We start from the raw sequence: 22,353 nt of genomic DNA on the forward strand, positions 1-22,353 counted from the left end.
TTGCAGTCGGCCGAATCGCGCCCCCATCACCCCTCGGTAAGCTGACGGCATGACAGGACAAGTACGCACCGTCGACGGCCGCGTGGCCGGTCGACGAGGCCAGGCGACGCGGCAGAAGCTGCTCGACTGCCTCAGCGAGATGCTCAGTTCCTCGCCGTACCGGGACGTCAAGGTCATCGATGTGGCCCGCAAGGCGGGCACCTCGCCGGCCACGTTCTACCAGTACTTCCCCGACGTCGAGGGCGCCGTCCTCGAAATCGCCGACGAAATGGCCAAGGAGGGCGCGTCGTTGGCCCAACTGGTCGCGGGCCGCTCCTGGGCCGGCAAGGCGGGGTGGGCGACGGCGCAGGAGTTCGTGGACGGGTTCCTCGACTTCTGGCGCCATCACGACGCGATCCTCCGGGTCGTCGACCTGGGCGCCGCGGAAGGGGACAAACGGTTCCACCGGCTCCGCATGAAGATCCTCAACTCCGTCACCACCCCCCTGACCGAGGCCGTGGAGGAGCTCCGCGCCAAGGGCAGGGTCGACAAGGACGTGAACCCCGCCGCGATCGCGGGCTCCCTGGTGGCGATGCTGGCCGCGGTGGCCTCCCACCAGAAGGGCTTCACCACCCTCGGGGTGAAGCAGGCCGAACTCCGGCCCAACCTGGCCCTGCTGGTCCACCTCGGCATCACCGGCCGCAAGCCCACCCGGTAGCCGCCCCGGCCCTTCCCCCTCCCGCGTCCTGTCACGCCGACGGCGGCCCACCCGCGAGGTGGCCGCCGTCGTCCGTCTTCCGGGCCCGGTCCGCCACGCCCCCGCGCACCCGCGCTGTTGAATGGGCACATGAGCGAGGACCCGAGCACCGCCCAGGAGGCGTTCCGGAGGCTGCTGCACCGCCAGCGGGTCTGGGACCTGCCCTCCCTGCCCTCCTTCGACCCGGGCGCCGCCCCGGAGGAGCCCCTTGCCCTGTTCCTGCGGTGGTTCGCCGAAGCGGCGGCCGCGGGACAGGCCGAGCCGCACACCATGAGCCTGGCCACCGTGGACGAGGCGGGCCTGCCCGACGTGCGCACCGTGATGCTCCACGGCGCGGACGGCGCGGGCTGGCACTTCGCCTCGCACGCCACCAGCGCCAAGGGGCGCCAGCTGGCCGCCCGCCCGCGGGCCGCCCTCGGGTTCTACTGGTCCGCGCAGGCACGCCAGGTGCGGGTGCGGGGGGCCGTCACCGCCGGCACGGCGGAGGAGGGGCAGGCCGACCTCCACGCCCGCTCCACGGGCGCCCTGGCAGCGGCCCTGACCGGCCGCCAGAGCGAAGTGCTGGGCTCGCAGGCGGAGTTGGCGGCGGAGTCCGAGGCGGCCTGGGCCCGCGCCCAGGAGGAACCGGACGCCCCCGTGCCCACCTGGACCGCCTACTCCCTGGCGCCGGAGGAGGTCGAGTTCTTCCAGGGGGACACCCGTCGGCGGCATGTGCGCCTCCGCTACCGCCTGCGTGCGGACCGAGGATGGGACCGCGAACTGCTGTGGCCCTGAACCGCCCGCGGTCCGGGGCGCCCCGGACCGGAGGGTGACATGCCGTCACACACGGTGGTTGACGATGCAAGGGCGTGACCCAACCGCAACCGAACTCGGTCTTGACTGAGACCCATCAAGAAAACGGAACATTTACGCTCTCCGTTCATGGCCGGAAAAAAGGGCAGCACCATCGGCGTCGACCGCACCGACGACCGGCCCGTCTACATCGTCGGCGGAGGGCCCGGCGGACTCGCGACCGCCGCCGCGCTGCGCGCGCGCGGAGTGCGCGCCGTGGTCCTGGAGCGGTCCGACGCGGTGGGCGCCTCCTGGCGCGGGCACTACGACCGCCTGCGCCTGCACACCACGCGACGGCTGTCCGGCCTCCCGGGGCTCCCGCTCCCCCGGTCCTGCGGCCGCTGGGTCTCCCGCGACGACCTCGTGCGCTATCTGGAGTCCTACGCGGACCACCACGAGCTGGAGATCGTCACCGGCGTTTCCGTCTCCCGGATCGACCGGGCCGAGGGCGGCGACTGGACGCTGCACGCGACCGGTGGGCGCCTGCTGACCGGCCGGGCCGTGGTGGTCGCCACCGGGCGGTGCCACACCGCGCACCTCCCCGCCTGGCCGGGGCGCGAGGACTACCCGGGCGAGCTGCTGCACTCCCGCGCCTACCGCTCCCCCGCCCCGTACGCGGGCCGGGAGGTGCTGGTGGTCGGCTCCGGCAACAGCGCCGCCGAGATAGCCGTCGACCTGGTCGAGGGCGGCGCGGCCCGGGTGGGCCTGGCGGTGCGCACACCGCCCCACATCGTGCGCCGCTCGGTCGCGGGGTGGCCCGCCCAGCGCACCGGCGTCCTGGTGCGCCGGATGCCCGTGCGGCTCCTGGACGCGGCGGCCGGACTGCGCGGCCCGCTCGGCACCCCCGACCTCTCGGAGCACGGGCTGCCCCGCCCGGGGACCCCGCTCGGGACCCGGATGCGCCAGGGCGCGGCCCCGGTGGTGGACACCGGCCTGGTCGCCGCCGTCCGCACGGGCCGGATCGAGGTCATGGCACCGGTGGCCTCCTTCGAGGGGGCCAAGGCGGTCCTGGCGGACGGCACCCGGATCGCACCCGACGCGGTGATCGCGGCCACCGGGTACCGCAGCGGACTGGAGCAACTCGTGGGCCACCTCGGCGTCCTGGACGAGGCGGGCCTTCCGCTGGCGCACGGGCGGCGCGGCACCCCGAAGGCCCCGGGCCTGTACTTCACCGGGTTCACCACGCCGATCAGCGGCATGCTGCGGGAACTCTCCCTGGACGCCGGGCGCTTGGCGCGCGCGGTCGCCGCCCGGCACTGAGGCCGGGACGGGACGGCTCCGGGCCCCGCGGGCGCCCCGAGTCCGGTCCGGGCGCTCAGCCCCGGCGCAGGACGTACAACTCCCCGGACTCCGGGTCGCCGACCACCGCGAAGAGCTCCGGCGCCTCCTCGGTCCCCGCGAACAGCCACCGCCCCCACGCCCGGCCCTCGCAGGCGGGCACCGCGAGTTCGACCGCGGCGCGGCCGTCCCGGCCTCCGTCGGCGTAGCTCCACGTCGCCGGTCCGCTGCAGTGCACGGCCTCCGGGCCCGCCTCGCCCGCCGGGGCGTCGATCACGCTCGCCGTGCCGTCCCCGCGCAGGCGCAGCTCCGTGGTGCCCGACTCCTCGGTCCAGGTGCCCACGACCGCCGCGCGGCCGATCTCGGGCGGCCGGTACCCGGAGAGGTGCCCGGTCTGCCGCCCGGCCCCGACGACCAGGGCGGCGACCGCCAGGCCGCCCAGCAGCCAGAGGACCGACTCCCCCGCGAGCCGCCCGCAGGAGACCGGGACGCCGCCCAGCAGGCGCCGGTCCACGGCCAGCGCGGCGCAGACCGGCAGGAGGCCGGTTCCCGCGGCCCACAGGAGGGCCGTCGGGTAGTCCGCGCCGAGGGCCCGGCCCAGCACCGCATAGGCCGCGCCGAGCGCTCCGGCGACCGCGAGGGTCCAGCCGACCGCGGGGTCGCCCGCGCGGCGGGCCACGGCGGCGCCCAGCGCCAGGGCGGGCAGGGTGAACAGCAGGGCGTGCAGGAAGGCCGCCGCGACCAGCACGAACAGGGCGCACGGAAGCAGCAGGAGACTGTCCGCGATCGGGTCGTATGTGTAGTACGTCTCCTCCTGGGGCGGCAGCAGGGCGTGGGCGAACAACGCGACCAGGGCCTGGGTGCCGAACGCCGAGGCGGCGGTGCAGGCCACCGACCCCGCCCCCGGCCCCCGGCCGCGGCGCGGAGCCCGAGGCGCCTGGTTCCACTCCGCCGGTATCGCCGCGGCCATCTCCCCACCCCCATTTTTGAACCTGTTCAACTGATAGGGGGGACGATAGCGCATGGCCGGGAGCCGCCGAACGCGGGGCGGGACGCGAGGAGACGGGGAGGGGTGGGCCCGCACGGCGGGAGAGCCGGGCCGGGGCAGCCCGTGTTCCGAGAGGCCGGGGCAGCCGGGCGGGCCGGGGCGCCGCAGGAGGCCGCCCGGGGGCCGGGGGGCGCCTCAAGGCGCGCGGGAGCCGCGGGGCACGGGCGGCGGGGAGGGGCCCGGTCAGCCCGCGGTCGCCCTGAGGGGGCCGAGGGCATCCCGCCCGAAGGCGGGGCGGGCGGCCGGGGCCCGCCGCGGGGCCGGGGCGGCCGGACAGCGGTCGATCTCGCACCAGATGGCCTTGCCGGCCCCCTCGGCGGTCCAGCCCCAGCGGTCGGCCAGGCCGTCGACGAGTTCCAGGCCGCGGCCGTTGGTGTCGTCCCCGTCGGCGCGGCGCGGCCGCGGCGGGACGGCGCTGGCGTCGGCGACCTCCACCCGCACGGTGTCCTTGTCGCCCGGGCCGGCGCCGAACAGTATCCGCAGGACCGCCGGACAGCCGGTGTGCACCACGGCGTTGGTCACGAGTTCGGAGATCAGCAGGACCAGGGTGTCCGCGAGGGGTTCGTCGCCGAGCCCCGAGCGGGCCAGTCGCGAGCGGGCCCATCTGCGGGCCCGTCCCACCTCGGCGGGATCGGGCCCGATCTCCAACTGCACCTGAAGCACCTGCACCGCTCACACCATCCGAACCGGCGGACACATCGCCTTGCGCCTCACTGCCATCACGGAACGTGATTCCCGTGTCGGACAGCATGGTTGACGTTCCGTCACCGCAACAAGCGCTTCGGGCATATTCCAGCGTGAAGGAGTACCCATGGTGCATACTGTGCGACGCACCGCGCAGGGGGTCGAACACAGGGCTGCGGATCGCGCCCACACGCCATGATCAGCGCGCATCGCCGGCTCCGGAGCAGCCGGAGCGACCGCGCCGTGGAACCCCGCCCTCGCAGCGACTCGCATCCCACGGAGCGTACCGGAGTGTTAACCCGACTCCGGGCCGTGACCGCCCCGACAAAGGACACGACCCGGTATCAACACAGGGTGACCCTCCAGAGTGCTCGGGCCAAAGGCACGCCCACCGCTGCGCCGACCGCCGGTCAGGCGCAGCGGTCGCCGCCGGGCGGGCAGCCGCAGGGGTCCGCCGCCGCGGGGACGTCGGCCGCCGGCGCCGCGGACGGGGCGCAGCAGCCCCTGCCCCGCCAGGCGTCGCGGCCCTCCCTGACGGCGACCGCGGCGATGACGAGGGCGGCGGCGGGGTCGGCCCAGGACAGCCCGAGGAGGCTGTTGGCGAGGAGGCCCAGGAGCAGCACGGCGGAGAGGCAGGTGCACAGCAGGGTCTGCCGGGAGTCCGCCACCGCGCTCGCGGAGCCGAGCGCCCGCCCGGCCCGGCGCTGGGCGGCGGACAGGAACGGCATCACGGCGAGGGAGAGGGCGGCCAGGACGATGCCGGCGGTGGAGTGTCCCGCCTCGCCCGTTCCGGCGAGGGCGCGCACCGACTCGACGGAGACATAGGCGGCCAGGGCGAAGAAGGAGAGGGCGATGACCCGCAGGGCGGCCTTCTCCCGGGCCTGGCGCAGCGCGTGGTCGCGGGCGGAGAACTGCCAGGCGACCGCGGCGGCGGAGGAGACCTCGACGAGGGAGTCCAGGCCGAAGCCGATCAGCGCGGTGGAGGAGGCGATCGCGCCGGCGGTCAGGGCGACGGTCGCCTCGACGGCGTTGTAGGCGATGGTCGCGGCGACGAGCAGCCGTATCCGGCGGGCCAGTGCATCGCGGTGCGCCGGGGGCCGCCGCGGGGCCAAGCCCGGGGACAAGGGGGTGTCCGCGGCCATCAGCAGCAGCCCTCCGCCTCGGCGTCCGGGCAGCTGCGGTCGGTCTCGACGGCCACCACGGCGGCGCGCAGGTCGTCCAGGGCACGGCCGAAGCGGGGGTCGGCGAGTTCGTAGCGGGTGCGCCGGCCGTCCGGGACCGCGACGGCCAGGCCGCAGTCGCGCAGGCACGCGAGATGGTTCGACAGCCTGGTGCGCGAGACGCCGAGGGCGTCGGCGAGATCGGCGGGGTAGGCGGGCGCGTCCCGCAGGGCGAGCAGCACGCGGCAGCGGATGGGGTCGGCGAGCGCGCGGCCGAAACGGGCCAGCACCTCGACCTCGGGGGCGATGGTCAGCACGGCACGACCGTACAGGATTTCCTGGATTCAGGAAATCCTGTACAGCCGATCGCCGCCAGAACCCCGGGTGACCCCGCGTCCGGGCGGCGCCACGGGCCCGAGCACCCCTGGCGCACCAGCCCGGACGGGCCGGGTGGGGTGCGGTGGGGTCCCTGCGGCGGACAGGCCCTGGCGCCGCATCAGGCGGGGTTCGCCCGTCGAGGAGCGTCGCGACGGGGCGAACCCCGCCCGACGGGGCTAGCTGGGCCGCTCCGGTGTGACGCAGTAGGCGGCGAAGGCCGCGACCACCTCGGACTCGGCGATCCGGCCGTCGCCGTCCCCGTCCAGGGTGCGGGCCGCGTAGACCGCGTCCGCCTCGGTCGCGCCCAGGGCGCGCAGGACCCGTTCGGCTCCGGCCGGGGTGACGCCCCGGCCGTCCTCGTCGGCGATCGCGACCACGGCGTGCAGGAAGGGGCGGGCGATCTCGCAGAAGCGGTCGGGGTTGTCGCGCAGTCTCTTGGCGGCCCCGGTCACGAACTCCTCGCGGCTGACCCGCTGGTCCCCGTCGACGTCGGCGATGCCGGCCATGCCCTGCCAGAACGCCTCCGCCCCGCTGTAGAGGGCCTGGCCCTTGTCGGAACGGGCGGTCACGGAGAACTCGGCGAGCACCGCGGCGGCGGCCCTGCTGAAGTCCTCGCGGTCGATGGAGCCGTTGCCGTCCTGATCGAAGGCCGCGAAGCGGGAGGCGACCTTCCGCTCGTATTCTGCGCTGTCCATGCGGTGAGCGTACGACCCCTCGCCCCCCGGCGGGGACGCCACCGCCGAATTGCCCCCCGGAGGCGGACGGGCGAAGGACCGGTGTCCGGCGGGTGGCCGCCGCCCTACGCGGACAGCGGGCTGGCCTCGTCGTCCGCGGCGCTGGCCGCGTCCGCGTACACCTCGAAGAGCCTGCGTACCCCGAGCGCGGCGAGCACCCGGTTGACGTGGGAGCCCTCCTCCGCCCCGCGGGCGGGCAGGACGAGCCGGAGCCGGCCCTGGCAGGAGCGCATCAACCGCCGTGCGGCCACCAGGACGCCCACGCCGCTGGAGTCGCAGAAGAACACCTCGGAGAGGTCCAGCACCACCTGCCGGTCGCCCGCGGCCACGGCATCGTGCACCCGCTGGCGCACCACGGGCGAGGACACCAGGTCGAGCTCGCCGCGCACATGCAGGACGGTCCACCGGCCCTCGCGGGTCTCGGCCACCCTGAGCATCATCCACGGCCCCCTTCTCGAACCGGTCGGCCCGGGTACCGGAAGCCGCCTTCCCACGCCCCTGCCCGACCGTCTCCCACTGAAACGCCGCGGATGCCGTGCACGGTTCCCCGCTCCACCCTCCGATACCGCGGAACTACCACGCGCGACAGCCCCTTGTCCCTCTTTGTCGCAAAGGATGGTGGGTTCTCGGCACGGCCGACTACATTCGGCTGGACACGGGGCGGCGGACCACCGGACGAGCGGACGGCACGGCGGGACCGCGGCAACGGACGCAGGGACTGGGGGCCGTATGGCGAAGGACGCACCACCGCGCTGGGACCGCAGGATGCAGCAGCGGCTCGCACGGGGCGAGGCCGCGGCGCTCGGCGAGCTCTACGACCGCTTCGCCTCGCTCGTGCACAGCCAGGCCCACCGCGTCCTGGAGGACGAGGAGGCGGCCGGCCAGGTCACCCGCGAGGTCTTCGGGTACATCTGGGAGAACCCCGACGCCTACGACCCCCGGCAGGGCCCGATGCGCGCCTGGGTCGCCCGGCTCACCAACACCCGGGCCGTCCGCAGGCTGCGCGAGAGCGAGGCCGCCTCGCTCGCCCCGGGCGACGGGGGCGCCTCGGAGGAGCTGGAGCAGCGGGTGCACAGGGCCGCGGTGGCCGCCCGTGCCGACTACATCAGGAGCTCCATGCCCGCGCCGCTGCGCGCCGCCCTGGAACTGGCCTACTTCCAGCGCCGGGACTACCGGCAGACCGCGGCGGACCTGGGCGTCACCGAGGACGAGGCCCGGCGGCGGCTGCGGCTCGGCCTCCAGCTGCTGTCGACGGCGCACACCCGCCCGCTGGAGGGGTCCTCGCCCCCCGGACACGGACGCGTCCTGTGAGCGGGCGCGGCGGCCCCTTCGACGGCGGGGAGGGCCGGGACGGCGAGCACGACGAGGTGCGGGGCGTTCCGCGGATCCCGGGTCCGCGCGGGGCGGCGGACGACCTCCCACCGGAGGCGTACCGCCCGCCGCCCGCGCCCGGCCCCCGGGGGTCGCCGGAACCGGACCCGGCGCCCGCCGACGGCTCCGCCGCGGCATCCCCCGGGGCGGATACCGCGGCGGCCTACGCCCCGGAGGCGGACACCCCCGCGCCGGAGGAGGCGATACCGGACGGGACCCCGGCGGCGTCCTCGGGGACCGGGGAACCGCCCGGGGCCGACCGGGCGGAGCACGTACCGGCCGCGGGCCCGCCGCCCGGCGCCCCCTCGCACGGCGTCCTGAAGTCGCTGCTCGGGGCGTGGGCGCTGTCCGCGTGCTCCGCCGAGGAGACCGCGGCCGTGGAGGAGCACCTCGGCGAGTGCGCGCCCTGTGCGGACGAGGCGCTGCGCCTGCGCGACGCCGTCGGCCTGCTGCACACCGACCGGGACCTCGACCTGGATCCGCTGCTGCGCTTCCAGGTGCTGGAGAACTGCCTGGTCCGCCGCCCGGCGCGCATCCCGGTGCCGGTCTGGGCCGACGCCTACGACGCCGAGACCGCCCGGCTGGACGCGCTGCTGCGGGACATCGGCCGCTCCGACTGGGACGCTCCGGTACGCCTGAAGTGGTTCGAGGGCGAGCGGCAGGTGGACCGCCGGACGACCGTGGGCGGGGTGATCGCGCACCTCATGGGCGTCGACGGGCTGGTCGCGGCCGCCCTCGGTCTCCAGGACCCGCTGGGCGCCGAGGCGCCCCGGCTGCCCGCGCTGCGCACCGAGGCCGCGTGGGGCCTCGGTACGGGCTCCGGGCCCCGTGTCCGGGAGCCGTGGCGCGAGCAGAGCCACGCGCTGATCCGCACGGTGTCCTTCGCCGGTGGCGGTGCGGCCGAACTGCCCGTCTCCTACGGCTCGTTCGCCCTCCCGCTGCGGGACTCGCTGCTCGACCGCGCCTTCGAGTGCTGGATCCACGCGGACGACATCGCGGACGCCGTGGACTACCCCTACCCGGCCCCCGGCGGCGCCCATCTGCACCGGATGATCGACCTGGCGGCGCGGCTGCTGCCGGCGGCCCTCGCCGAACGCCGCCGGGCCGGACTCGCCGGGCCGCCGCGGCAGCTGGTCTCGGCGGGGTCGCCCGGCCGGTCGCTGCACCTGGAGATCGAGGGGTGCGGGGGCGGGCACTGGTACATCGCCCTGGACTCCCCCGCGGCGCTCGGCTCCGCCGACCACTCGGTCGCCCAGGTGGCGCTGGACGGCGTGGAGTTCTGCCGGCTGGTCGCGGGCCATGTGTCACCGCAGGAGGCCGCCGCGGGCCACGACGGCGACCGGGAGGCGGTGCGCGAGGTGCTCTGCGCGGCGGCCGGGCTCAGCAGGATCTGAACCCGGCCCGTGCACGGCCCCCGGCGGGAGGCGTACACGGCCGGGAGCGCCCTCCGGCGGCCTCAGGCTCAGGCGAAGACGACGGTACGGCGGCCGTCCAGCAGGATGCGGTGCTCCGCGTGCCAGGAGACCGCGCGGGCCAGCGCCTGGCACTCCACGTCCCGTCCGGTGGCGACGAGCTGCTCGGGGGTCACCTGGTGCCCGACGCGCTGCACCTCCTGCTCGATGATCGGCCCCTCGTCGAGGTCGGCCGTCACGTAGTGCGCGGTGGCGCCGATGAGCTTCACTCCGCGGGCGTGCGCCTGGTGGTACGGCTTGGCGCCCTTGAAGCTCGGCAGGAAGGAGTGGTGGATGTTGATGATCCGGCCGCTCAGCTCCTTGCACAGGTCGTCCGAGAGCACCTGCATGTAGCGGGCGAGGACCACCAGTTCCACGCCCTCGGCGCGGACGAGCTCCAGCAGCCGGGCCTCGGCCTCGGCCTTGGTGTCCCTGGTGACGGGGATGTGGTGGAAGGGGATGCCGTAGGAGTGGACGAGATCGGCGAAGTCGGTGTGGTTGGAGACCACCGCGACGATGTCCACGGGCAGCACCCCGGTGCGCGCGCGGAAGAGCAGGTCGTTGAGGCAGTGGCCGAACTTGCTGACCATGAGCACGACCCGCATCCGCTCGGCCGCGTCGTGGATCTCCCACTCCATGGCGAAGGAGTCGCCGACGGCGGCGAAGCTCGCCCTGAGCTTGTCCAGGGTGACGGGGGCCTCGGCGGTGAAGTGGACCCTCATGAAGAACAGGCCCGTGTCCCGGTCCCCGAACTGCTGGCTGTCCTCGATGTTGCAGCCGGTGATGAACAGATAGCTCGAAACGGCGTGCACGATGCCCTTCTTGTCCGGGCACGACAGCGTCAGGACATACTCGTCGCTCATCCTCGTAGCCTGCCACACCCGCCGCCGCGGCCGTAGCGGCGTCCGCACCCCGGACGTCCCGCCGCCGCGGGTTCCCCGGTGGGGGCGGGACCCGGCGGACGGCGGGCACGGCGGACGGGACCCGGCGGACGGGACCGGGCGCGCGGGACCGGGCGCGCGGAGCGCCGCGGGGACGGGCGGTCAGGCTCCGGCGGTGAGGATCCGCAGTGCGTCCAGCGAGCGCGGCGGTACGTCGGGGTCCTCCCCGTCGCCGGCCGCGAGGGCCACATGCGCCTCGCGCGCGGCCTGCACCGCCTCCGGCCAGCCCTGGTGCTCCAGGTAGGCGGAGACGGGGGCGTCCGGGCCGACCTGGTGCATGATGCGCAGCACCCGCAGCACGGCCGCGTCCACCAGGGTGGCCTCGCCCCCGTCGCGGAAGATCGTCCCCACGTACTTCTCGGCCGACCAGTTGTCGAGCCAGGTGTCCTCGACCAGGCGGTACACGGCGTCGGTGACGTCGCCGTACCCCTCCCGGCCCGTGAGCCAGCACTCCTGGTGGAAGGCGGGGTCGGACAGCATGTGCAGCGCCGAGCGCACATTGCTGCGCCAGCGCCACCAGGGCATGTCGTTGAGCGGCATGCCGCCCATGGTGGAGGAGCGACGGCCGCGGCGGGAAGAGGGGACCGAACCTTGCTGCACGCACCCGATCGTACGGTCCGCCCCGGAGCCTCCGGATCCGCCCCCGCAATTCACCGTGCCGTCACCCCCTGTTGAACCGTGCTCACAGCGGCGTTCCCCCTGGGCAGGAAGCGTACGGAGCCATGACCGGTAGGCGTCGCTCCACCTCCCCCCGCACCTCCCCGACCTCCTCGCGCATCCGACTCGCCTGCACCGCGGCCGTGGCGGCCGGAGCGTCGCTGATATCCGGCTGCGGTGTCCTCCCAGGCGACGCGGGTGCCTCGCGGGACCCGGTGACGGTGATGACCTTCGCCCCGGTGGACACCCGGGCGACCAACATGCCCGGAATGCCGGCGATGGCCCGTGCCTACGCCCGCTGGGTGGAGAGCCGCGGCGGCATGGACGGCCACGAACTCCGCGTGATCACCTGCAACGAGCAGAACACCCCCGAAGGGGCCGCGGCCTGCGCACGGCGCGCCGTCAAGGAGGGCGTGGTGGCCGTGGTCGGCTCCTACAGCCAGTACGGCACCTTCATGGCGCCGCTGGAAGCCGCCGGGATCCCCTTCATCGGCGGATACGGCATCTCCGAGGAGGAGTTCACCAGCTATCTGTCCTACCCGGTCAACGGCGGCCAGCCCGCGCTGCTCGCCGGCAACGGCATCCAGCTCGCGGGGTCCTGCGGCGGCGTCGCGCTGGTGCGCCCGGACAGCCTGGCGGGCGACGACCTGTCGCAGCTGCTGCACTCGGGGCTCACCTCGGACCGGGACCACACCACGACCGCGGACATCCTCGCCAAGGACGACGCCACCGACTACACCGAGCAGGCCCGGCAGGCCCGCACCCAGGCCGCGAAGCCGCGCGACACGGGGGCGGAGGCCGAGGGCGACCGGCCCGGCTGCGTGACCGCCGCGCTGGGGGACCGCACGGAGACCTTCTTCGACTCCTACCGCCGCCTGCCCGACGACGGCCGCGACATCCGCATCGCCTCGGTCATCGGCAGCGTGGGCCAGCCCCTGGTCGACCGCACCGGGGGGCGCTCGGGGCCCTTCGAGGGCGCCTATGTCACCGGCTGGTACCCGGAGGCCGACGACCGGCGCTGGGATGCGATGCGGGAGGTCATCGACGAGCACGCCTTCGGGGACAACGCCGTCGACCCGGCCGACGCGGGCGTCCAGACCACCTGGATCGCCTACACGGTCCTGGAGAAGGTCGTGGGCGCCATCGACCGGGACACCGTCACCCCCCGGACCCTGGCCTACACCCTCGACCAGGGACTGCAGGTCTCGACCGACGGCCTCACACCCGAACTGCGCTGGGGCTACGAGGACATGCTCCCCGCGCCGAGCTTCCCGCGCATCGTGAACCGCAGCGTCACCTTCCAGATCGTCAGGGGAGGCCGCCTGGTGGCGGCGCAGGACGAGTTCGTCGATGTCGCCGACACCCTGACCTCGGCCTTCTGAGGCGGCGCGGCGGTCCCGGGGGCCGGTGGGGCCCCGGGGACCGCCGCGCCGTGCCGCCGCCCCGGGGGATCCCGCTTCGGCGGACGGACCGTCAGAGCTGCGTGCTCCGGCGCTCGGTGAGCCCGTGCTCCCGGGCGATGGCGTTCCACAGCGCGGAGGCCTCGTCCTTCGCCCGGGTGGCCTCGCCGCTGGCGCGGTTGCCCTGGGCGGTGTGCGAGGTGGTGCGGGCCTGGCCGTCCTTGCAGCCCCGCTTGCCCTTCACCTGCTTCGCCCAGGCCGCGTAGTGGTCGTCGGCCGAGGCGGACGCCTGCCACGCCTCGGTCAGGGCGGCGGTCAGCCGGGCGTGGTCGGGGAGTTCGTCCACCGTCAGCTCGCCGAGCCGGGTCACCAGCCCCCGGCGCTGTTCCGCAGCGTCCTTGAGGTCGGTGGCGGCCTGGTCCAGCTCGGTGCACTTCTTGATGTTCTCGACGGAGCGGATCACCGCGGAACGGCTGTCGTTGCTGTCCGCGAGCAGTTCGTCGAGCGCCTCGGCCTGCTCCTCGGCCGGATCGGAGGGCTCGGGGGCCTCGCTCGGAGGAGGCCCGGGGGACTCGGCGGCCACGGTGGCCGCCGCGGCGGGTGCCGGGCCCTCGTCCCCGCCGCTGAACAGGACGGCACCGACGCCGAGTCCGAGCACGGCGCAGCCGACGACCACCGCCGCCACCACCGGGACGACGGAGCGCCGGGCCCCGGACCGGCCGTCGCCCCGCCCGGGGGCGCCGTACGGCGGGGACCCGTAGGGCGGCTCCTGGCCGCCACCGGGGCCGGCCGGCCGGCCGGGTGCCGCCGGACCGGCGTCCTGGCGCGGCAGCTGCCGGGTGGAGTCGGCTCCCGCCCCGCCGGGCGCATCGGCGCGGAAGAGGCTGTCGAACTCGGCGGGCGGCTGGCGGTCCCCGGGGGCGCCGGGCCGGATACCGAAGGGCGGGGCGGACGGCGCGGGCGGCACGGGGGCGAGGTACTGGGTGGCGTCCTCCGCCCCGCCCGGAGCCGGAGCCGCCCGGTGGGACGCGGCGTCCCGGGCGGGGACCTTGGTGCCGAGGAAGGTCGTGGACTCGGCCGGGGACTCGGGGGGCAGTGCGCCGGGCTGACCGGCACCGCCCGGTACCGGGGCGAGGTACTGGGTGGCATCGCCCGCGCCGGGCGGCGCGGGCGGCACGGGGGCGAGGTACTGGGTGGCGTCCTCCGCCCCGCCCGGAGCCGGGGCGGCCGGCCCGCCCTGCGGCGGCAGCAGCCGGGTCTGCTCGGCGTCCGCCGCCGCGGGTGCGGCTCCCGGGTCGGCTGCATGGGGGCCCGGTCCGTTCTGCGGCGGCAGGGGCTGCGCGGGGGTGCCGTAGGCGCCGTACGGCGGGGCCGCGGTCTGCGCCCCCGGGCCGGGCGGGTAGCCGTAACCCTGGCCCTGCGGCACCTGCGCGGACGGGGCCCCGTACCCCGCACCCGGCGCCGGAGCACCTCCATACCCCGCACCGGGCGCCGGAGCACCCCCGTACCCCGCACCCGGACCGCCCCCGTACGAGGCCTCCGGGCCCGGGCCGCCCGGCACCGGCGGATAGCCGTGACCGGGCGCCTGGACACCGGGCGGGGACGGATGGCCGTGGCCGCCGGCCGGGGCCTGCCCCTCGAACGGCTGCTGCGGGCCCCAGGGGGCACCCCAGGGCTGGCCGCCCGCGGGGGCCGCCTGCGCGCCCGACGGGCCGGGTATGACGGGCTCTTGGCCGTCGGCGGGCAGCACGACGCCTTCGTGCGCGGGCCGCGCGGCGGGCGGCCGCTGCTCGTCACCCTGTCCGCTGTGCGTCACCGGGACTCCTACGTCTGGGCCTACGGAATCGTCGGCTCACGCTACCGGGTGGCCCAACGCCCCCGCACACGTGTGCAGCGGTGGTGACACAGCCGGGACACGGGCGGCCCCGCGCCCCGGCCGCGGCGGCTCAGGCCGCCGTCCGCAGGGCGAGCCGTGCGGCGAACTCCCTTACCGGGGGCTCCTGTGCGTAGGGGTCGAGCCGCTGCTGGAGATCCTCCAGGTACTGGGCGCCCCGGCCGGTGCGCAGGCCGTCGAGCAGTTCCACCGCGCGGGCGGCCGTGTGGCAGGCGTGCTCCACCTCACGCTGCTGCACCTGGGCCGAGGACAGCAGCACCAGCCCGATCGCCCGGCGGCGGGCCTTGGCGGCGGGCAGGTGCGTCAGGGCCTCCCTGGCCGCCCGGGCGGCGGCCTCCGCCTCGCCCAGGTCCCGGTGGCAGTGGGCCAGTTCGTCCGCGAGGTAGGCGTGGTCGAAGTGGGCGATCCAGGCCGGGTCGTCACCGGAGCCCGGTTCCGCACGGTCGAGCGAGGCGACCGCCCGGGACACCGACTCGTGGCAGGACCGCACGTCCCCGAGCAGCGCGTGGCCGCGGGCCTCGGCCGCGTGGAACATCGCCTCCGCACGGGGGGTGACCCGGCCCCTGGCGCCCTCCTGCGCGGCACGGGCGAGTTGGGCGATCTCGCGGGGGTTGCCGAGTTCGGCGGCGAGGTGGCTCATGGAGGCGGCAAGCACATAGCCGCCGTAGGCGCGGTCGCCCGCCGCCTGGGCGAGCCGCAGCGCCTGGATGTAGTAGCGCTGGGCGAGGCCCGGTTGGCCGGTGTCGACCGCCATGTAGCCGGCCAGCTCCGTCAACCGGGCCACGGCGCCGAACAGTTCGCGCCCCACGGCCTCCCGGTAGGCGCCCGAGAGCAGCCCGGAGACGACGCTGTTGAGGTAGTGGACCAGGACCGGCCGGACGTGCCCGCTGCCGAAGCGGTGGTCGAGTTCGGTCAGCGCGGCCGTCGTCGCGCGCACCGCCTCGACGTCCGAGGGGCCGACGCGCGCGCCCGCCGTGCGCGCCACCTGCGCGTCCGCCCCGGTGATCAGCCAGTCGCGGCTGGGCTCCACGAGCGCGGAGGCGGCGACGGCCGAGCCGGAGAGGAAGTCCCGGCGGCCCACGTCGGACCGCCACAGCTCGCAGACCTGCTCGATCGCGCCGGGCACGGTCGGCGAGAACTGGAGCCCCACGCCGGTCGCGAGGTTCTTGCCGTTGGCCATGCCGATCTCGTCGATGGTGACGGTGCGCCCCAGCTTGCGCCCGAGCGCCTCGGCGATGACGCCCGGGGCCCGGCCGCGGGGCTGCTGGCCCCGCAGCCAGCGCGCCACCGAGGTCTTGTCGTACCGCAGGTCGAGCCCGCGTTCGGCGCCGACGATGTTGACCCGCCGTGCGAGGCCGGCGTTGGAGCACCCGGCCTCCTGGATGAGCGCCTGGAGCCGTTCGTTCGGCTGGCGGGCGACGAGTGGCCTGGCTGCCATGGATGGTGACCCCCTGATGCCGCGTCGATCAATGAGTCGGTCGGTGAATCGGTCGGTGAATCGGTCGGTGGATCGGTCGAAGAGTCGGTCGACAGGTCGGTGGATCGGTGAATCGGCCGACGGGGCCGCCGGCCACCGGGTCGATATGTCGGCCGCCGGGTCGATCACTGCCCGGATGAACCACGGAGAATGCGGAATCCGCCGGTTGATTCCTTTTGGCGCTTTGACGCTGTTTGGCCTGAACAGTGCGGTGCGCGTACCCTCCCCGGGTCCGGCGGGCCCGTGTACGGGCGGGGCGCGTCCGCGTACCGCCGGCAACGCCCCCCGCTCTGGCTACCCGGTACCGAGGGCGCGGCCCCGTGCGCGCCCCCGGCCGTGCACCCGTGCGCCCCGGACGAAGGATCGATGCGCCGACGCGCGGGCGTGCACCGGCCGTAACCCGAGGTCGCGGCGGTAGTTGAGTGTGGCGTGGATGAGACCATGGGAGTCACGGAAGCCGCACCGATCCCTCACCAGCGGGGCGAGCAACTACGGGACAGTGCCGTGCGGTACGCGGAGGAGCGGCACTGGGACGTGTTCCCCGGTACCTGGCTGGAGGCGGCGGACGGCGCGGAGCACTGCTCCTGCGGTGACGCCGCGTGCCCCGCCCCCGGCGCCCACCCGGCCCGCCCGGACTGGGCGAACCAGGCGACGGGCAGCGCCACCGCGGTCCGCCGCCTGTGGGCCAAGCAGCCCCGGTCCTCGATCCTGCTGCCGACGGGCCGCACCTTCGACGCGCTGGAGGTCTCCGAATCGGCCGGGTTCCTCGCGCTCGCCCGGCTGGAGCGGATGGACCTCCCGCTCGGTCCGGTCACCTGCACGCCCGACCGCCGGATGGTCTTCTTCGTCCTCCCCGGCGCCTCCCTCAAGGCCCCGGACCTGATCCGCAACCTCGGGTGGATGCCTTCCGCGATCGACCTGGTCACCCGCGGGGAGGGCCACTGGGTCGCCGCCCCGCCGACCCGGATCGGCGGCCGGGGGGCGGTGCAGTGGGCGCAGCGCCCGACCCCGGCCAACCGCTGGCTGCCCGACGCGGAGGAGCTGATCAGCCCGCTCGCCTACGCCTGCGGCCGCGAGGCGGCGGAGCGGCGCACCCGCTCCTCCTGACGCCTCCGCCCGCTCGCCGCTCCCGGCACCGGCCGCCCCTGCCCGCCGGTCGCAGCCGGTCAGCCGCCCTGCCGTCCCTCCGGTGAGTCGCCCCTCCGGTGAGTCGCCCCTCCGGTCAGTCGCCCCTCCGGTCCGCGGCGGGGCCCGGCAGCCCGCGGCTGCGTCCGGCGGCCTTCCGTTCCGGGTTCCGGCAGCCTCCGCCCGCGACCGCTTCCAGGACCGCCCCTGGGTGGCGGCGGGCCGCCTCCGTAGGGTTGGTCCGTACCGACGGGGAGCACAGGAGGCGGGCGGCCATGCCGGAGGAGACGATCGACGCGGTGGGGGACGCGGTGCAGGTTCCGCCCCCCGCCGTCCAGGTGGAGGGCCTGTGGAAGCGGTTCGGCGGGCAGGTCGCCGTCGCGGGGATCGACCTCGCCCTTCCCGCGGGCCGGTTCATCGGGCTCGTGGGACCCAACGGCGCGGGCAAGACCACCACCCTGTCCATGGTCACCGGCCTGCTGCGGCCGGACCAGGGGCGGGTGCGCGTCGCCGGTCACGACGTCTGGCGGGACCCGGTCGAGGTCAAGGCCCGCATCGGCGTCCTCCCGGAGGGGCTGCGGATGTTCGAGCGGCTCTCCGGCCGGGAGCTGCTCGCCTACAGCGGCCGGCTGCGCGGGCTGCCGGGCGAGGAGGTCGACCAGCGCGCCGCCCAGCTGCTGGACGTCCTGGACCTGGCGGGTGCGCAGAACAAGCTGGTCATCGACTACTCGACCGGCATGCGGAAGAAGATCGGGCTGGCGGCCGCGCTGCTCCACAACCCCGAGGTCCTCTTCCTGGACGAGCCCTTCGAGGGCGTGGACCCGGTCTCCGCGCAGACCATCCGCGGGGTGCTGGAGCGCTACACGGCCTCGGGCGCCACGGTGGTCTTCTCCAGCCATGTGATGGAGCTGGTCGAGTCGCTGTGCGACTGGGTGGCGGTGATGGCGGCGGGCCGTATCCGCGCCCAGGGCCCGCTGGCCGAGGTGCGCGGTGCGCGGCCGACGCTCCAGGCGGCCTTCCTCGAGCTGGTCGGCGCCCAGGGGCGCGACACCGGCGCCTCGCTGGACTGGCTCGGCGGCGGTGCCCGGTGAGCACCGCCCGACTGACCGGGATCCTCGTCCGGCTGAAGCTCTCCCTGCTGCGGGGCGGGCTGCGCCGGTCCGGTGGGCGCACGGCCGTCTTCGTCGTCTCCCTGGTGTTCGCCTCGCTGGCGGCCGCGGGGCTGCTCCTCGGGCTGGTGCTGCTGCGCGGCCACGCGCAGGCGGCCACGGTGGCGGTGCTGCTCGCCGGGGTGCTGGCCGCGGGCTGGGCGGTGCTGCCGCTGTTCTTCCCCGGCGGGGACGAGACCCTCGACCCGAGCCGGCTGGTGATGCTGCCGCTGCGCCCGGGGCCGCTGGTGGCAGCCCTGCTCGGCGCCTCGGTGGTGGGCATCGGCCCGCTCGTCACGCTGTGCCTCGCCGTGGGTGCGGTCCTCGCGGTGGCCCACGGGGCGGCCGCGGCCGTCGCCGCGGTGGCGGCGGTCCCGCTGCTGCTGCTGGTGTGCCTGGCGCTGGCCCGCGCCGTCGCCGCCGCCAACATCCGCCTGCTGACCTCCCGCAAGGGGCGTGACCTCGCGCTGCTGAGCGGACTGCTGATCGCGGTGGGCCTCCAGTTCCTCAACTTCGGCCTCCAGAACCTGGGCCGGGCGGGCGGGCTGTCCGCCCTGCGGCCCGCGGCCGAGGTGGTGGGCTGGCTGCCGCCCGCCGCGGCCGTCGCCGCGGTCGACGCCGCCGGCGAGGGCGCCTACGGGGAGGCGGCGGCCCGGCTGCTGCTGACGGGGCTGGCGCTGGCCGGGCTGCTGTGGTGGTGGCAGCGCAGCCTCACCCGGCTGATGACCTCGCCGGACTCCTCCACGCTCGGGGCCGCCCCCACCCGGGACCGGTCCTCCTCCGGGCTGCACCGGCTGCTCCCGGAGGGCCGCACGGGCGCGGTGGTGCTGCGCACGCTGCGGTACGCGTGGCGGGACCCGAAGACCAAGGGGGCCTGGGTGACGGCGCTGGCGATCGGCCTGATCGTGCCGGTCCTCAACGCCCTCCAGGGCACCGGTTCGGTCTACTTCGCCTGCTTCGGCGCCGCGATGCTCGGCATGCTGACGTACAACCAGTTCGGCCAGGACCACTCGGGCTTCTGGATGGTGGCTCAGACGATCTCCACCGCCCGGGACGCCTACCAGGAGCTGCGGGCGCGGGCGCTCGCGATCCTGCTGGTCACCGTCCCGTACACGGTGCTGGTGGCGGCGGTGACCGCGGCGGTGATGGACCGCTGGGACGCCGTGCCCGAGGTGGTGGGCCTGTCCTTCGCCCTGCTGGGGGCGATGCTGGCGACCGGGGCGCTGGCCTCCGCGCTGTTCCCGTACTCGATCCCGCAGGACAGCGCCTACAAGAACGTCGCGCCCGGGCAGGGCGCGATCGCCTGGCTGTCGCTCGGGGGCGGACTGGTGGCCTCGCTGGTCACGGCCCTGCCGGTGCTGGCGCTCGCGGTGTGGCTGCATGTCTCCGGCTCCGGCGCGCTGTGGACGGTGCTCCCCGCGGGGGCGGCGTACGGTGCGCTGACCGCCTGGGCGGGGGTGCGGCTCGCCGCGACCAGGACGGCGGACCGGCTGCCGGAGATCCTGGCCGCGGTGACCAGGGGCTGACCGCCGGGCCGCCCGGCCGGGCGGCCCGGCCCCGCTCAGACCTCCCGGAGGGAGTCCAGGAAGGGCTCGACCACCGCGCGCCAGCCGTCCGGCCGGTCGTGGTGGACGAGGTGGCCCGCGTCGGGGACCTCTCCGTAGCTGCCGCGCGGCAGGACCCGCACCATCTCCTGCGCCTCCGCCCGGCCGAGCTTCCCGTCCGGGCCGCGTACCACCAGGGCCGGGCAGGACACCTGGGCGAGCTCCTCCCAGTGCGCGTGGAGGGCCCATGCCTCGCGGGAGGCGAGGATGTGGGCCACGTCGAACACCGGGCGCCAGCCGTCCGCCTGCTCGGCCATCACCTCGGCGAAGTACTCGCCGCGGGCCGCGCTCGGGCGCTCGGCCCAGGGGTCGTCCTCGCCGAACCACCTGCGGACGTCGGCGAGGGTGGCGAACGGCACCGGCCAGGACCGGAACCACGCCTCCCACTCCCGCTGCGAGGCCGCGCCCAGCGCCGAGGCGCGCATGTCGCAGACCACCAGGGCGCGCACGAGGTCGGGGCGCAGGGCGGCGAGCTGCCAGGAGGTCAGCGCTCCCATCCCGTGGCCGATCAGGGTCACCGGGGCGAGGCCCAGCTGCTCGACGGCGGCCTCCGCGTCGGCGAGGTAGGCCTCCCGCGTGTAGGGGCCCTCGGCGGGCTTGCCGCTGCGCCCGTGCCCGCGCTGGTCGAGCGCCACGGCGCGGTGGCGCTCCGCGAGCCAGCGGGCGGTCGACGCCCAGTGGGAGGCCCGGCCCATCAGCCCGTGGAGCAGGAGGACACCGGGGGCGTCCGCCTGCCCGTGGCCCCCGGGGCCCTTGAGCGGATCGGCGAACTCCCAGGCGGCGAGGCGAACGCCGCCCGCGCCGATCACGTCCGTGCGCCTCACCATGATCCTGGCACCCCCTCTTCCCTCCCCCGCGTCGGTGGCCCTTCCGGAGCCCGTCCAGACTATCGAACTCTTATTCGAAAACGCGGTTCTGCCACGCAACAACCCTCGTTCGGGTGACGGCCGTGGTGGATTGGACGCGGCGAGCGGGGGGAGATTTCCTCCGGGAGGCGGACCGCTCGGGGAAAAACGGTCCGCAAGGGACCGGCCTCGGGAGCTCGGGGCTCCAGGCCGGCGCAGGGGAGGACAGGGCCCCGGCACCCCAGGGTGCCGGGGCCCTCCGCGCTGCACCGGCAGCACACGACCCAGGGCGCACCACCGCGGCTCCCCTCCCCGGCTCACGTCATATGCCTCGGCTTCAGAGTGGCACGCGATCCGCCCGGCCGCTGGCGTTCCGCGGGGAAAGCGCCACCGCGGGAGCGCATCCCGGCCCGGCGGCCGCGGCACGCACCCCGGCGCCCGTGCCCCGGCGCGGCGCCGCGGCACCGTGCGCGGGTGCCTCGCGGGCCGCCGGTGCGGCCGCCGCGGGTGCGGGGCCCGCGTCGGCCCACCCGTGAGCGCGACGGGCCCCGGAACGCACCGCAGCTCCCGGAACGCACCGCGGGCCCGTGCGCCCTCCGGCGCACGGGCCCGCCGGGACGGCCCGAAACGGCGCCTACCGCTTGGCCACGAAGACATGGGCGGCGACGTCCGCGGTCAGCTCCGCGGCCTCACCGCTGCTGCCGACCAGCACACCGCCGGGCGACTCCGTCACGCTGACCACCGAACCGGGCTGCACTCCGGACCGGCGCAGGGTGTGCATCAGGGCCGCGTCGGTCTGGATGGGCTCGCCGATCCGGCGCACGACCACCGTCTTGCCGTCCGGCCCCGGTGCCAGCTCGGCGAGCGAGACCATGCTCTCGTCGAGGAAGGGGTCGGCCTCCGACTGCTCGCCGAGCTCCTCCAGACCGGGGATGGGGTTGCCGTAGGGCGACTCCGTCGGGTGGCGCAGCAGCTCCAGCACCCGGCGCTCGACGGCCTCGCTCATGACGTGCTCCCAGCGGCAGGCCTCCGCGTGGACCTGCTCCCACTCCAGGCCGATGACGTCGACCAGCAGGCACTCGGCGAGCCGGTGCTTGCGCATCACCCGGGTCGCCAGCCGCCGCCCGTCCTCGGTGAGCTCCAGGTGGCGGTCGCCGGCGACGGTGACGAGCCCGTCGCGCTCCATGCGGGCGACGGTCTGGCTGACCGTGGGTCCGCTCTGGTCCAGCCGTTCCGCGATACGGGCCCGCATGGGCACCACACCTTCCTCCTCTAGCTCGAGGATGGTGCGGAGATACATCTCCGTCGTGTCGATCAGTCCGGACATACGTGCCCCTCGATGCTGTGGCGTGGAAACGTCGTGCATGGCCCCGGCCTCAATTCTTGCGCATCCCGCCGACAACCGTGCCGCGCACGGGGAGAGACCGCATCGCACGGGGTCGGGGCCCGGCCACGGGCCGGCTCCGCCCCACCGGGGCGCCCGCGCTCTATTGACAGAGCAATGGTCCAGACCTCACCGTGATCCGCGGCACAGACGCCCTCCCGGAGCCGGAGCACGATTCCGGTCACGGCGCCGGCGCGCACTACCCTC

The 22,353-nt window shown here is 75.6% G+C and carries 22 protein-coding genes; 10 read left to right on the plus strand and 12 right to left on the minus strand.

Going from position 1 to position 22,353, the window contains the following annotated elements; all coding sequences use genetic code 11:
* The first annotated feature begins 49 nt into the window (after positions 1–49).
* From ACGF15_RS20170 to ACGF15_RS20180, 3 genes are all read left to right on the plus strand, one after another.
* On the plus strand, positions 50–697 hold the full coding sequence (locus tag ACGF15_RS20170) for a TetR family transcriptional regulator (RefSeq protein ID WP_345613424.1): 648 nt from the start codon (positions 50–52) through the stop codon (positions 695–697).
* 129 nt (positions 698–826) lie between these two features.
* Positions 827–1,510 (plus strand): pyridoxal 5'-phosphate synthase, encoded by a 684-nt coding sequence (locus ACGF15_RS20175; protein ID WP_362611301.1) that lies wholly within the window; start codon positions 827–829, stop codon positions 1,508–1,510.
* Between the two features lie 147 nt (positions 1,511–1,657).
* Positions 1,658–2,827, plus strand: coding sequence for an NAD(P)/FAD-dependent oxidoreductase (locus ACGF15_RS20180; RefSeq protein ID WP_345613428.1), 1,170 nt, complete (start codon positions 1,658–1,660; stop codon positions 2,825–2,827).
* Positions 2,828–2,882: 55 nt separating this feature from the next.
* Here ACGF15_RS20180 and ACGF15_RS20185 read toward each other — a convergent pair whose 3' ends face one another.
* From ACGF15_RS20185 to ACGF15_RS20210, 6 genes are all read right to left on the minus strand, one after another.
* Positions 2,883–3,737, minus strand: a complete 855-nt coding sequence (locus tag ACGF15_RS20185; RefSeq protein ID WP_392800655.1) for a hypothetical protein — start codon at positions 3,735–3,737, stop codon at positions 2,883–2,885.
* A 339-nt stretch (positions 3,738–4,076) separates the two neighbouring features.
* Positions 4,077–4,562 carry an ATP-binding protein gene (locus ACGF15_RS20190; RefSeq protein WP_362611296.1) on the minus strand — a complete coding sequence of 162 codons (486 nt, stop codon included), beginning with the start codon at positions 4,560–4,562 and terminating at the stop codon, positions 4,077–4,079.
* A 425-nt stretch (positions 4,563–4,987) separates the two neighbouring features.
* Positions 4,988–5,719 carry a cation transporter gene (locus ACGF15_RS20195; protein WP_392800658.1) on the minus strand — a complete coding sequence of 244 codons (732 nt, stop codon included), beginning with the start codon at positions 5,717–5,719 and terminating at the stop codon, positions 4,988–4,990.
* Positions 5,719–6,054: an ArsR/SmtB family transcription factor gene (locus ACGF15_RS20200; protein ID WP_392800661.1), complete on the minus strand. Its 336-nt coding sequence runs from the start codon at positions 6,052–6,054 to the stop codon at positions 5,719–5,721. Before ACGF15_RS20200 ends, ACGF15_RS20195 begins: the two co-directional genes overlap by 1 nt.
* A gap of 237 nt (positions 6,055–6,291) precedes the next feature.
* Positions 6,292–6,810: an EF-hand domain-containing protein gene (locus tag ACGF15_RS20205; protein ID WP_345613438.1), complete on the minus strand. Its 519-nt coding sequence runs from the start codon at positions 6,808–6,810 to the stop codon at positions 6,292–6,294.
* A gap of 104 nt (positions 6,811–6,914) precedes the next feature.
* A complete protein-coding gene (locus tag ACGF15_RS20210) occupies positions 6,915–7,289 on the minus strand; it encodes an STAS domain-containing protein (RefSeq protein WP_345613440.1) in 375 nt (124 codons plus the stop codon).
* A 289-nt stretch (positions 7,290–7,578) separates the two neighbouring features.
* Between ACGF15_RS20210 and ACGF15_RS20215 the strand changes: the two genes are divergently transcribed.
* A complete protein-coding gene (locus ACGF15_RS20215; protein WP_392800666.1) occupies positions 7,579–8,160 on the plus strand; it encodes a sigma factor in 582 nt (193 codons plus the stop codon).
* Positions 8,157–9,614, plus strand: a complete 1,458-nt coding sequence (locus tag ACGF15_RS20220) for a zf-HC2 domain-containing protein (RefSeq protein ID WP_392800669.1) — start codon at positions 8,157–8,159, stop codon at positions 9,612–9,614. Before ACGF15_RS20215 ends, ACGF15_RS20220 begins: the two co-directional genes overlap by 4 nt.
* Before the next feature lie 68 nt (positions 9,615–9,682).
* On the opposite strand, the gene purU is transcribed toward ACGF15_RS20220, so the two are convergent.
* Positions 9,683–10,534: a formyltetrahydrofolate deformylase gene (gene purU, locus ACGF15_RS20225; protein WP_392800672.1), complete on the minus strand. Its 852-nt coding sequence runs from the start codon at positions 10,532–10,534 to the stop codon at positions 9,683–9,685.
* 180 nt (positions 10,535–10,714) lie between these two features.
* Positions 10,715–11,152 (minus strand): hypothetical protein, encoded by a 438-nt coding sequence (locus ACGF15_RS20230; RefSeq protein ID WP_376426787.1) that lies wholly within the window; start codon positions 11,150–11,152, stop codon positions 10,715–10,717.
* A 182-nt stretch (positions 11,153–11,334) separates the two neighbouring features.
* Between ACGF15_RS20230 and ACGF15_RS20235 the strand changes: the two genes are divergently transcribed.
* Positions 11,335–12,651 (plus strand): ABC transporter substrate-binding protein, encoded by a 1,317-nt coding sequence (locus tag ACGF15_RS20235; protein ID WP_362611285.1) that lies wholly within the window; start codon positions 11,335–11,337, stop codon positions 12,649–12,651.
* A 91-nt stretch (positions 12,652–12,742) separates the two neighbouring features.
* On the opposite strand, the gene ACGF15_RS20240 is transcribed toward ACGF15_RS20235, so the two are convergent.
* Complete coding sequence (locus ACGF15_RS20240) at positions 12,743–14,095, minus strand: hypothetical protein (protein ID WP_392800676.1); 1,353 nt, start codon at positions 14,093–14,095, stop codon at positions 12,743–12,745.
* Positions 14,096–14,242: 147 nt separating this feature from the next.
* Here ACGF15_RS20240 and ACGF15_RS20245 point away from each other — a divergent pair, with 147 nt between their 5' ends.
* A complete protein-coding gene (locus ACGF15_RS20245) occupies positions 14,243–14,572 on the plus strand; it encodes a hypothetical protein (protein ID WP_392800679.1) in 330 nt (109 codons plus the stop codon).
* Positions 14,573–14,615: 43 nt separating this feature from the next.
* Here the strand turns inward: ACGF15_RS20245 and ACGF15_RS20250 are convergent, their stop codons facing one another.
* Positions 14,616–16,001 (minus strand): transcriptional regulator, encoded by a 1,386-nt coding sequence (locus tag ACGF15_RS20250; protein ID WP_345613453.1) that lies wholly within the window; start codon positions 15,999–16,001, stop codon positions 14,616–14,618.
* Between the two features lie 480 nt (positions 16,002–16,481).
* Between ACGF15_RS20250 and ACGF15_RS20255 the strand changes: the two genes are divergently transcribed.
* The 3 genes from ACGF15_RS20255 to ACGF15_RS20265 all read left to right on the plus strand — a co-directional run bounded on the left by ACGF15_RS20255 (position 16,482) and on the right by ACGF15_RS20265 (position 19,839).
* Complete coding sequence (locus ACGF15_RS20255) at positions 16,482–17,147, plus strand: bifunctional DNA primase/polymerase (protein WP_345613455.1); 666 nt, start codon at positions 16,482–16,484, stop codon at positions 17,145–17,147.
* Between the two features lie 293 nt (positions 17,148–17,440).
* On the plus strand, positions 17,441–18,256 hold the full coding sequence (locus tag ACGF15_RS20260) for an ABC transporter ATP-binding protein (RefSeq protein WP_345613457.1): 816 nt from the start codon (positions 17,441–17,443) through the stop codon (positions 18,254–18,256).
* The gene (locus ACGF15_RS20265) at positions 18,253–19,839 is read left to right on the plus strand and encodes a transporter (RefSeq protein WP_345613460.1); all 1,587 of its coding nucleotides are present in this window, start codon (positions 18,253–18,255) and stop codon (positions 19,837–19,839) included. The genes ACGF15_RS20260 and ACGF15_RS20265 overlap by 4 nt, the downstream gene beginning before the upstream one ends.
* 35 nt (positions 19,840–19,874) lie before the next feature.
* Here the strand turns inward: ACGF15_RS20265 and ACGF15_RS20270 are convergent, their stop codons facing one another.
* On the minus strand, positions 19,875–20,744 hold the full coding sequence (locus tag ACGF15_RS20270) for an alpha/beta fold hydrolase (protein ID WP_392800685.1): 870 nt from the start codon (positions 20,742–20,744) through the stop codon (positions 19,875–19,877).
* A gap of 652 nt (positions 20,745–21,396) precedes the next feature.
* Positions 21,397–22,089 (minus strand): metal-dependent transcriptional regulator, encoded by a 693-nt coding sequence (locus ACGF15_RS20275; protein ID WP_345613464.1) that lies wholly within the window; start codon positions 22,087–22,089, stop codon positions 21,397–21,399.
* Positions 22,090–22,353: the final 264 nt, after the last annotated feature.

The organism is Streptomyces sp. NPDC048001 (assembly GCF_043203115.1).
Taxonomy (GTDB): domain Bacteria; phylum Actinomycetota; class Actinomycetes; order Streptomycetales; family Streptomycetaceae; genus Streptomyces; species Streptomyces sanyensis.

What these genes read in the sequence shown, in the direction of transcription:
- ACGF15_RS20205 (WP_345613438.1), bottom strand. Translation starts at nt 6,810, where the DNA reads ATGGACAGCGCAGAATACGAGCGGAAGGTCGCCTCCCGCTTCGCGGCC.
- ACGF15_RS20175 (WP_362611301.1), top strand. Translation starts at nt 827, where the DNA reads ATGAGCGAGGACCCGAGCACCGCCCAGGAGGCGTTCCGGAGGCTGCTG.
- ACGF15_RS20180 (WP_345613428.1), top strand. Translation starts at nt 1,658, where the DNA reads ATGGCCGGAAAAAAGGGCAGCACCATCGGCGTCGACCGCACCGACGAC.
- ACGF15_RS20255 (WP_345613455.1), top strand. Translation starts at nt 16,482, where the DNA reads ATGGGAGTCACGGAAGCCGCACCGATCCCTCACCAGCGGGGCGAGCAA.
- ACGF15_RS20250 (WP_345613453.1), bottom strand. Translation starts at nt 16,001, where the DNA reads ATGGCAGCCAGGCCACTCGTCGCCCGCCAGCCGAACGAACGGCTCCAG.
- ACGF15_RS20195 (WP_392800658.1), bottom strand. Translation starts at nt 5,719, where the DNA reads ATGGCCGCGGACACCCCCTTGTCCCCGGGCTTGGCCCCGCGGCGGCCC.
- ACGF15_RS20230 (WP_376426787.1), bottom strand. Translation starts at nt 11,152, where the DNA reads ATGCCGCTCAACGACATGCCCTGGTGGCGCTGGCGCAGCAATGTGCGC.
- ACGF15_RS20210 (WP_345613440.1), bottom strand. Translation starts at nt 7,289, where the DNA reads ATGATGCTCAGGGTGGCCGAGACCCGCGAGGGCCGGTGGACCGTCCTG.
- ACGF15_RS20215 (WP_392800666.1), top strand. Translation starts at nt 7,579, where the DNA reads ATGGCGAAGGACGCACCACCGCGCTGGGACCGCAGGATGCAGCAGCGG.
- ACGF15_RS20170 (WP_345613424.1), top strand. Translation starts at nt 50, where the DNA reads ATGACAGGACAAGTACGCACCGTCGACGGCCGCGTGGCCGGTCGACGA.
- purU (WP_392800672.1), bottom strand. Translation starts at nt 10,534, where the DNA reads ATGAGCGACGAGTATGTCCTGACGCTGTCGTGCCCGGACAAGAAGGGC.
- ACGF15_RS20270 (WP_392800685.1), bottom strand. Translation starts at nt 20,744, where the DNA reads ATGGTGAGGCGCACGGACGTGATCGGCGCGGGCGGCGTTCGCCTCGCC.
- ACGF15_RS20235 (WP_362611285.1), top strand. Translation starts at nt 11,335, where the DNA reads ATGACCGGTAGGCGTCGCTCCACCTCCCCCCGCACCTCCCCGACCTCC.
- ACGF15_RS20260 (WP_345613457.1), top strand. Translation starts at nt 17,441, where the DNA reads ATGCCGGAGGAGACGATCGACGCGGTGGGGGACGCGGTGCAGGTTCCG.
- ACGF15_RS20275 (WP_345613464.1), bottom strand. Translation starts at nt 22,089, where the DNA reads ATGTCCGGACTGATCGACACGACGGAGATGTATCTCCGCACCATCCTC.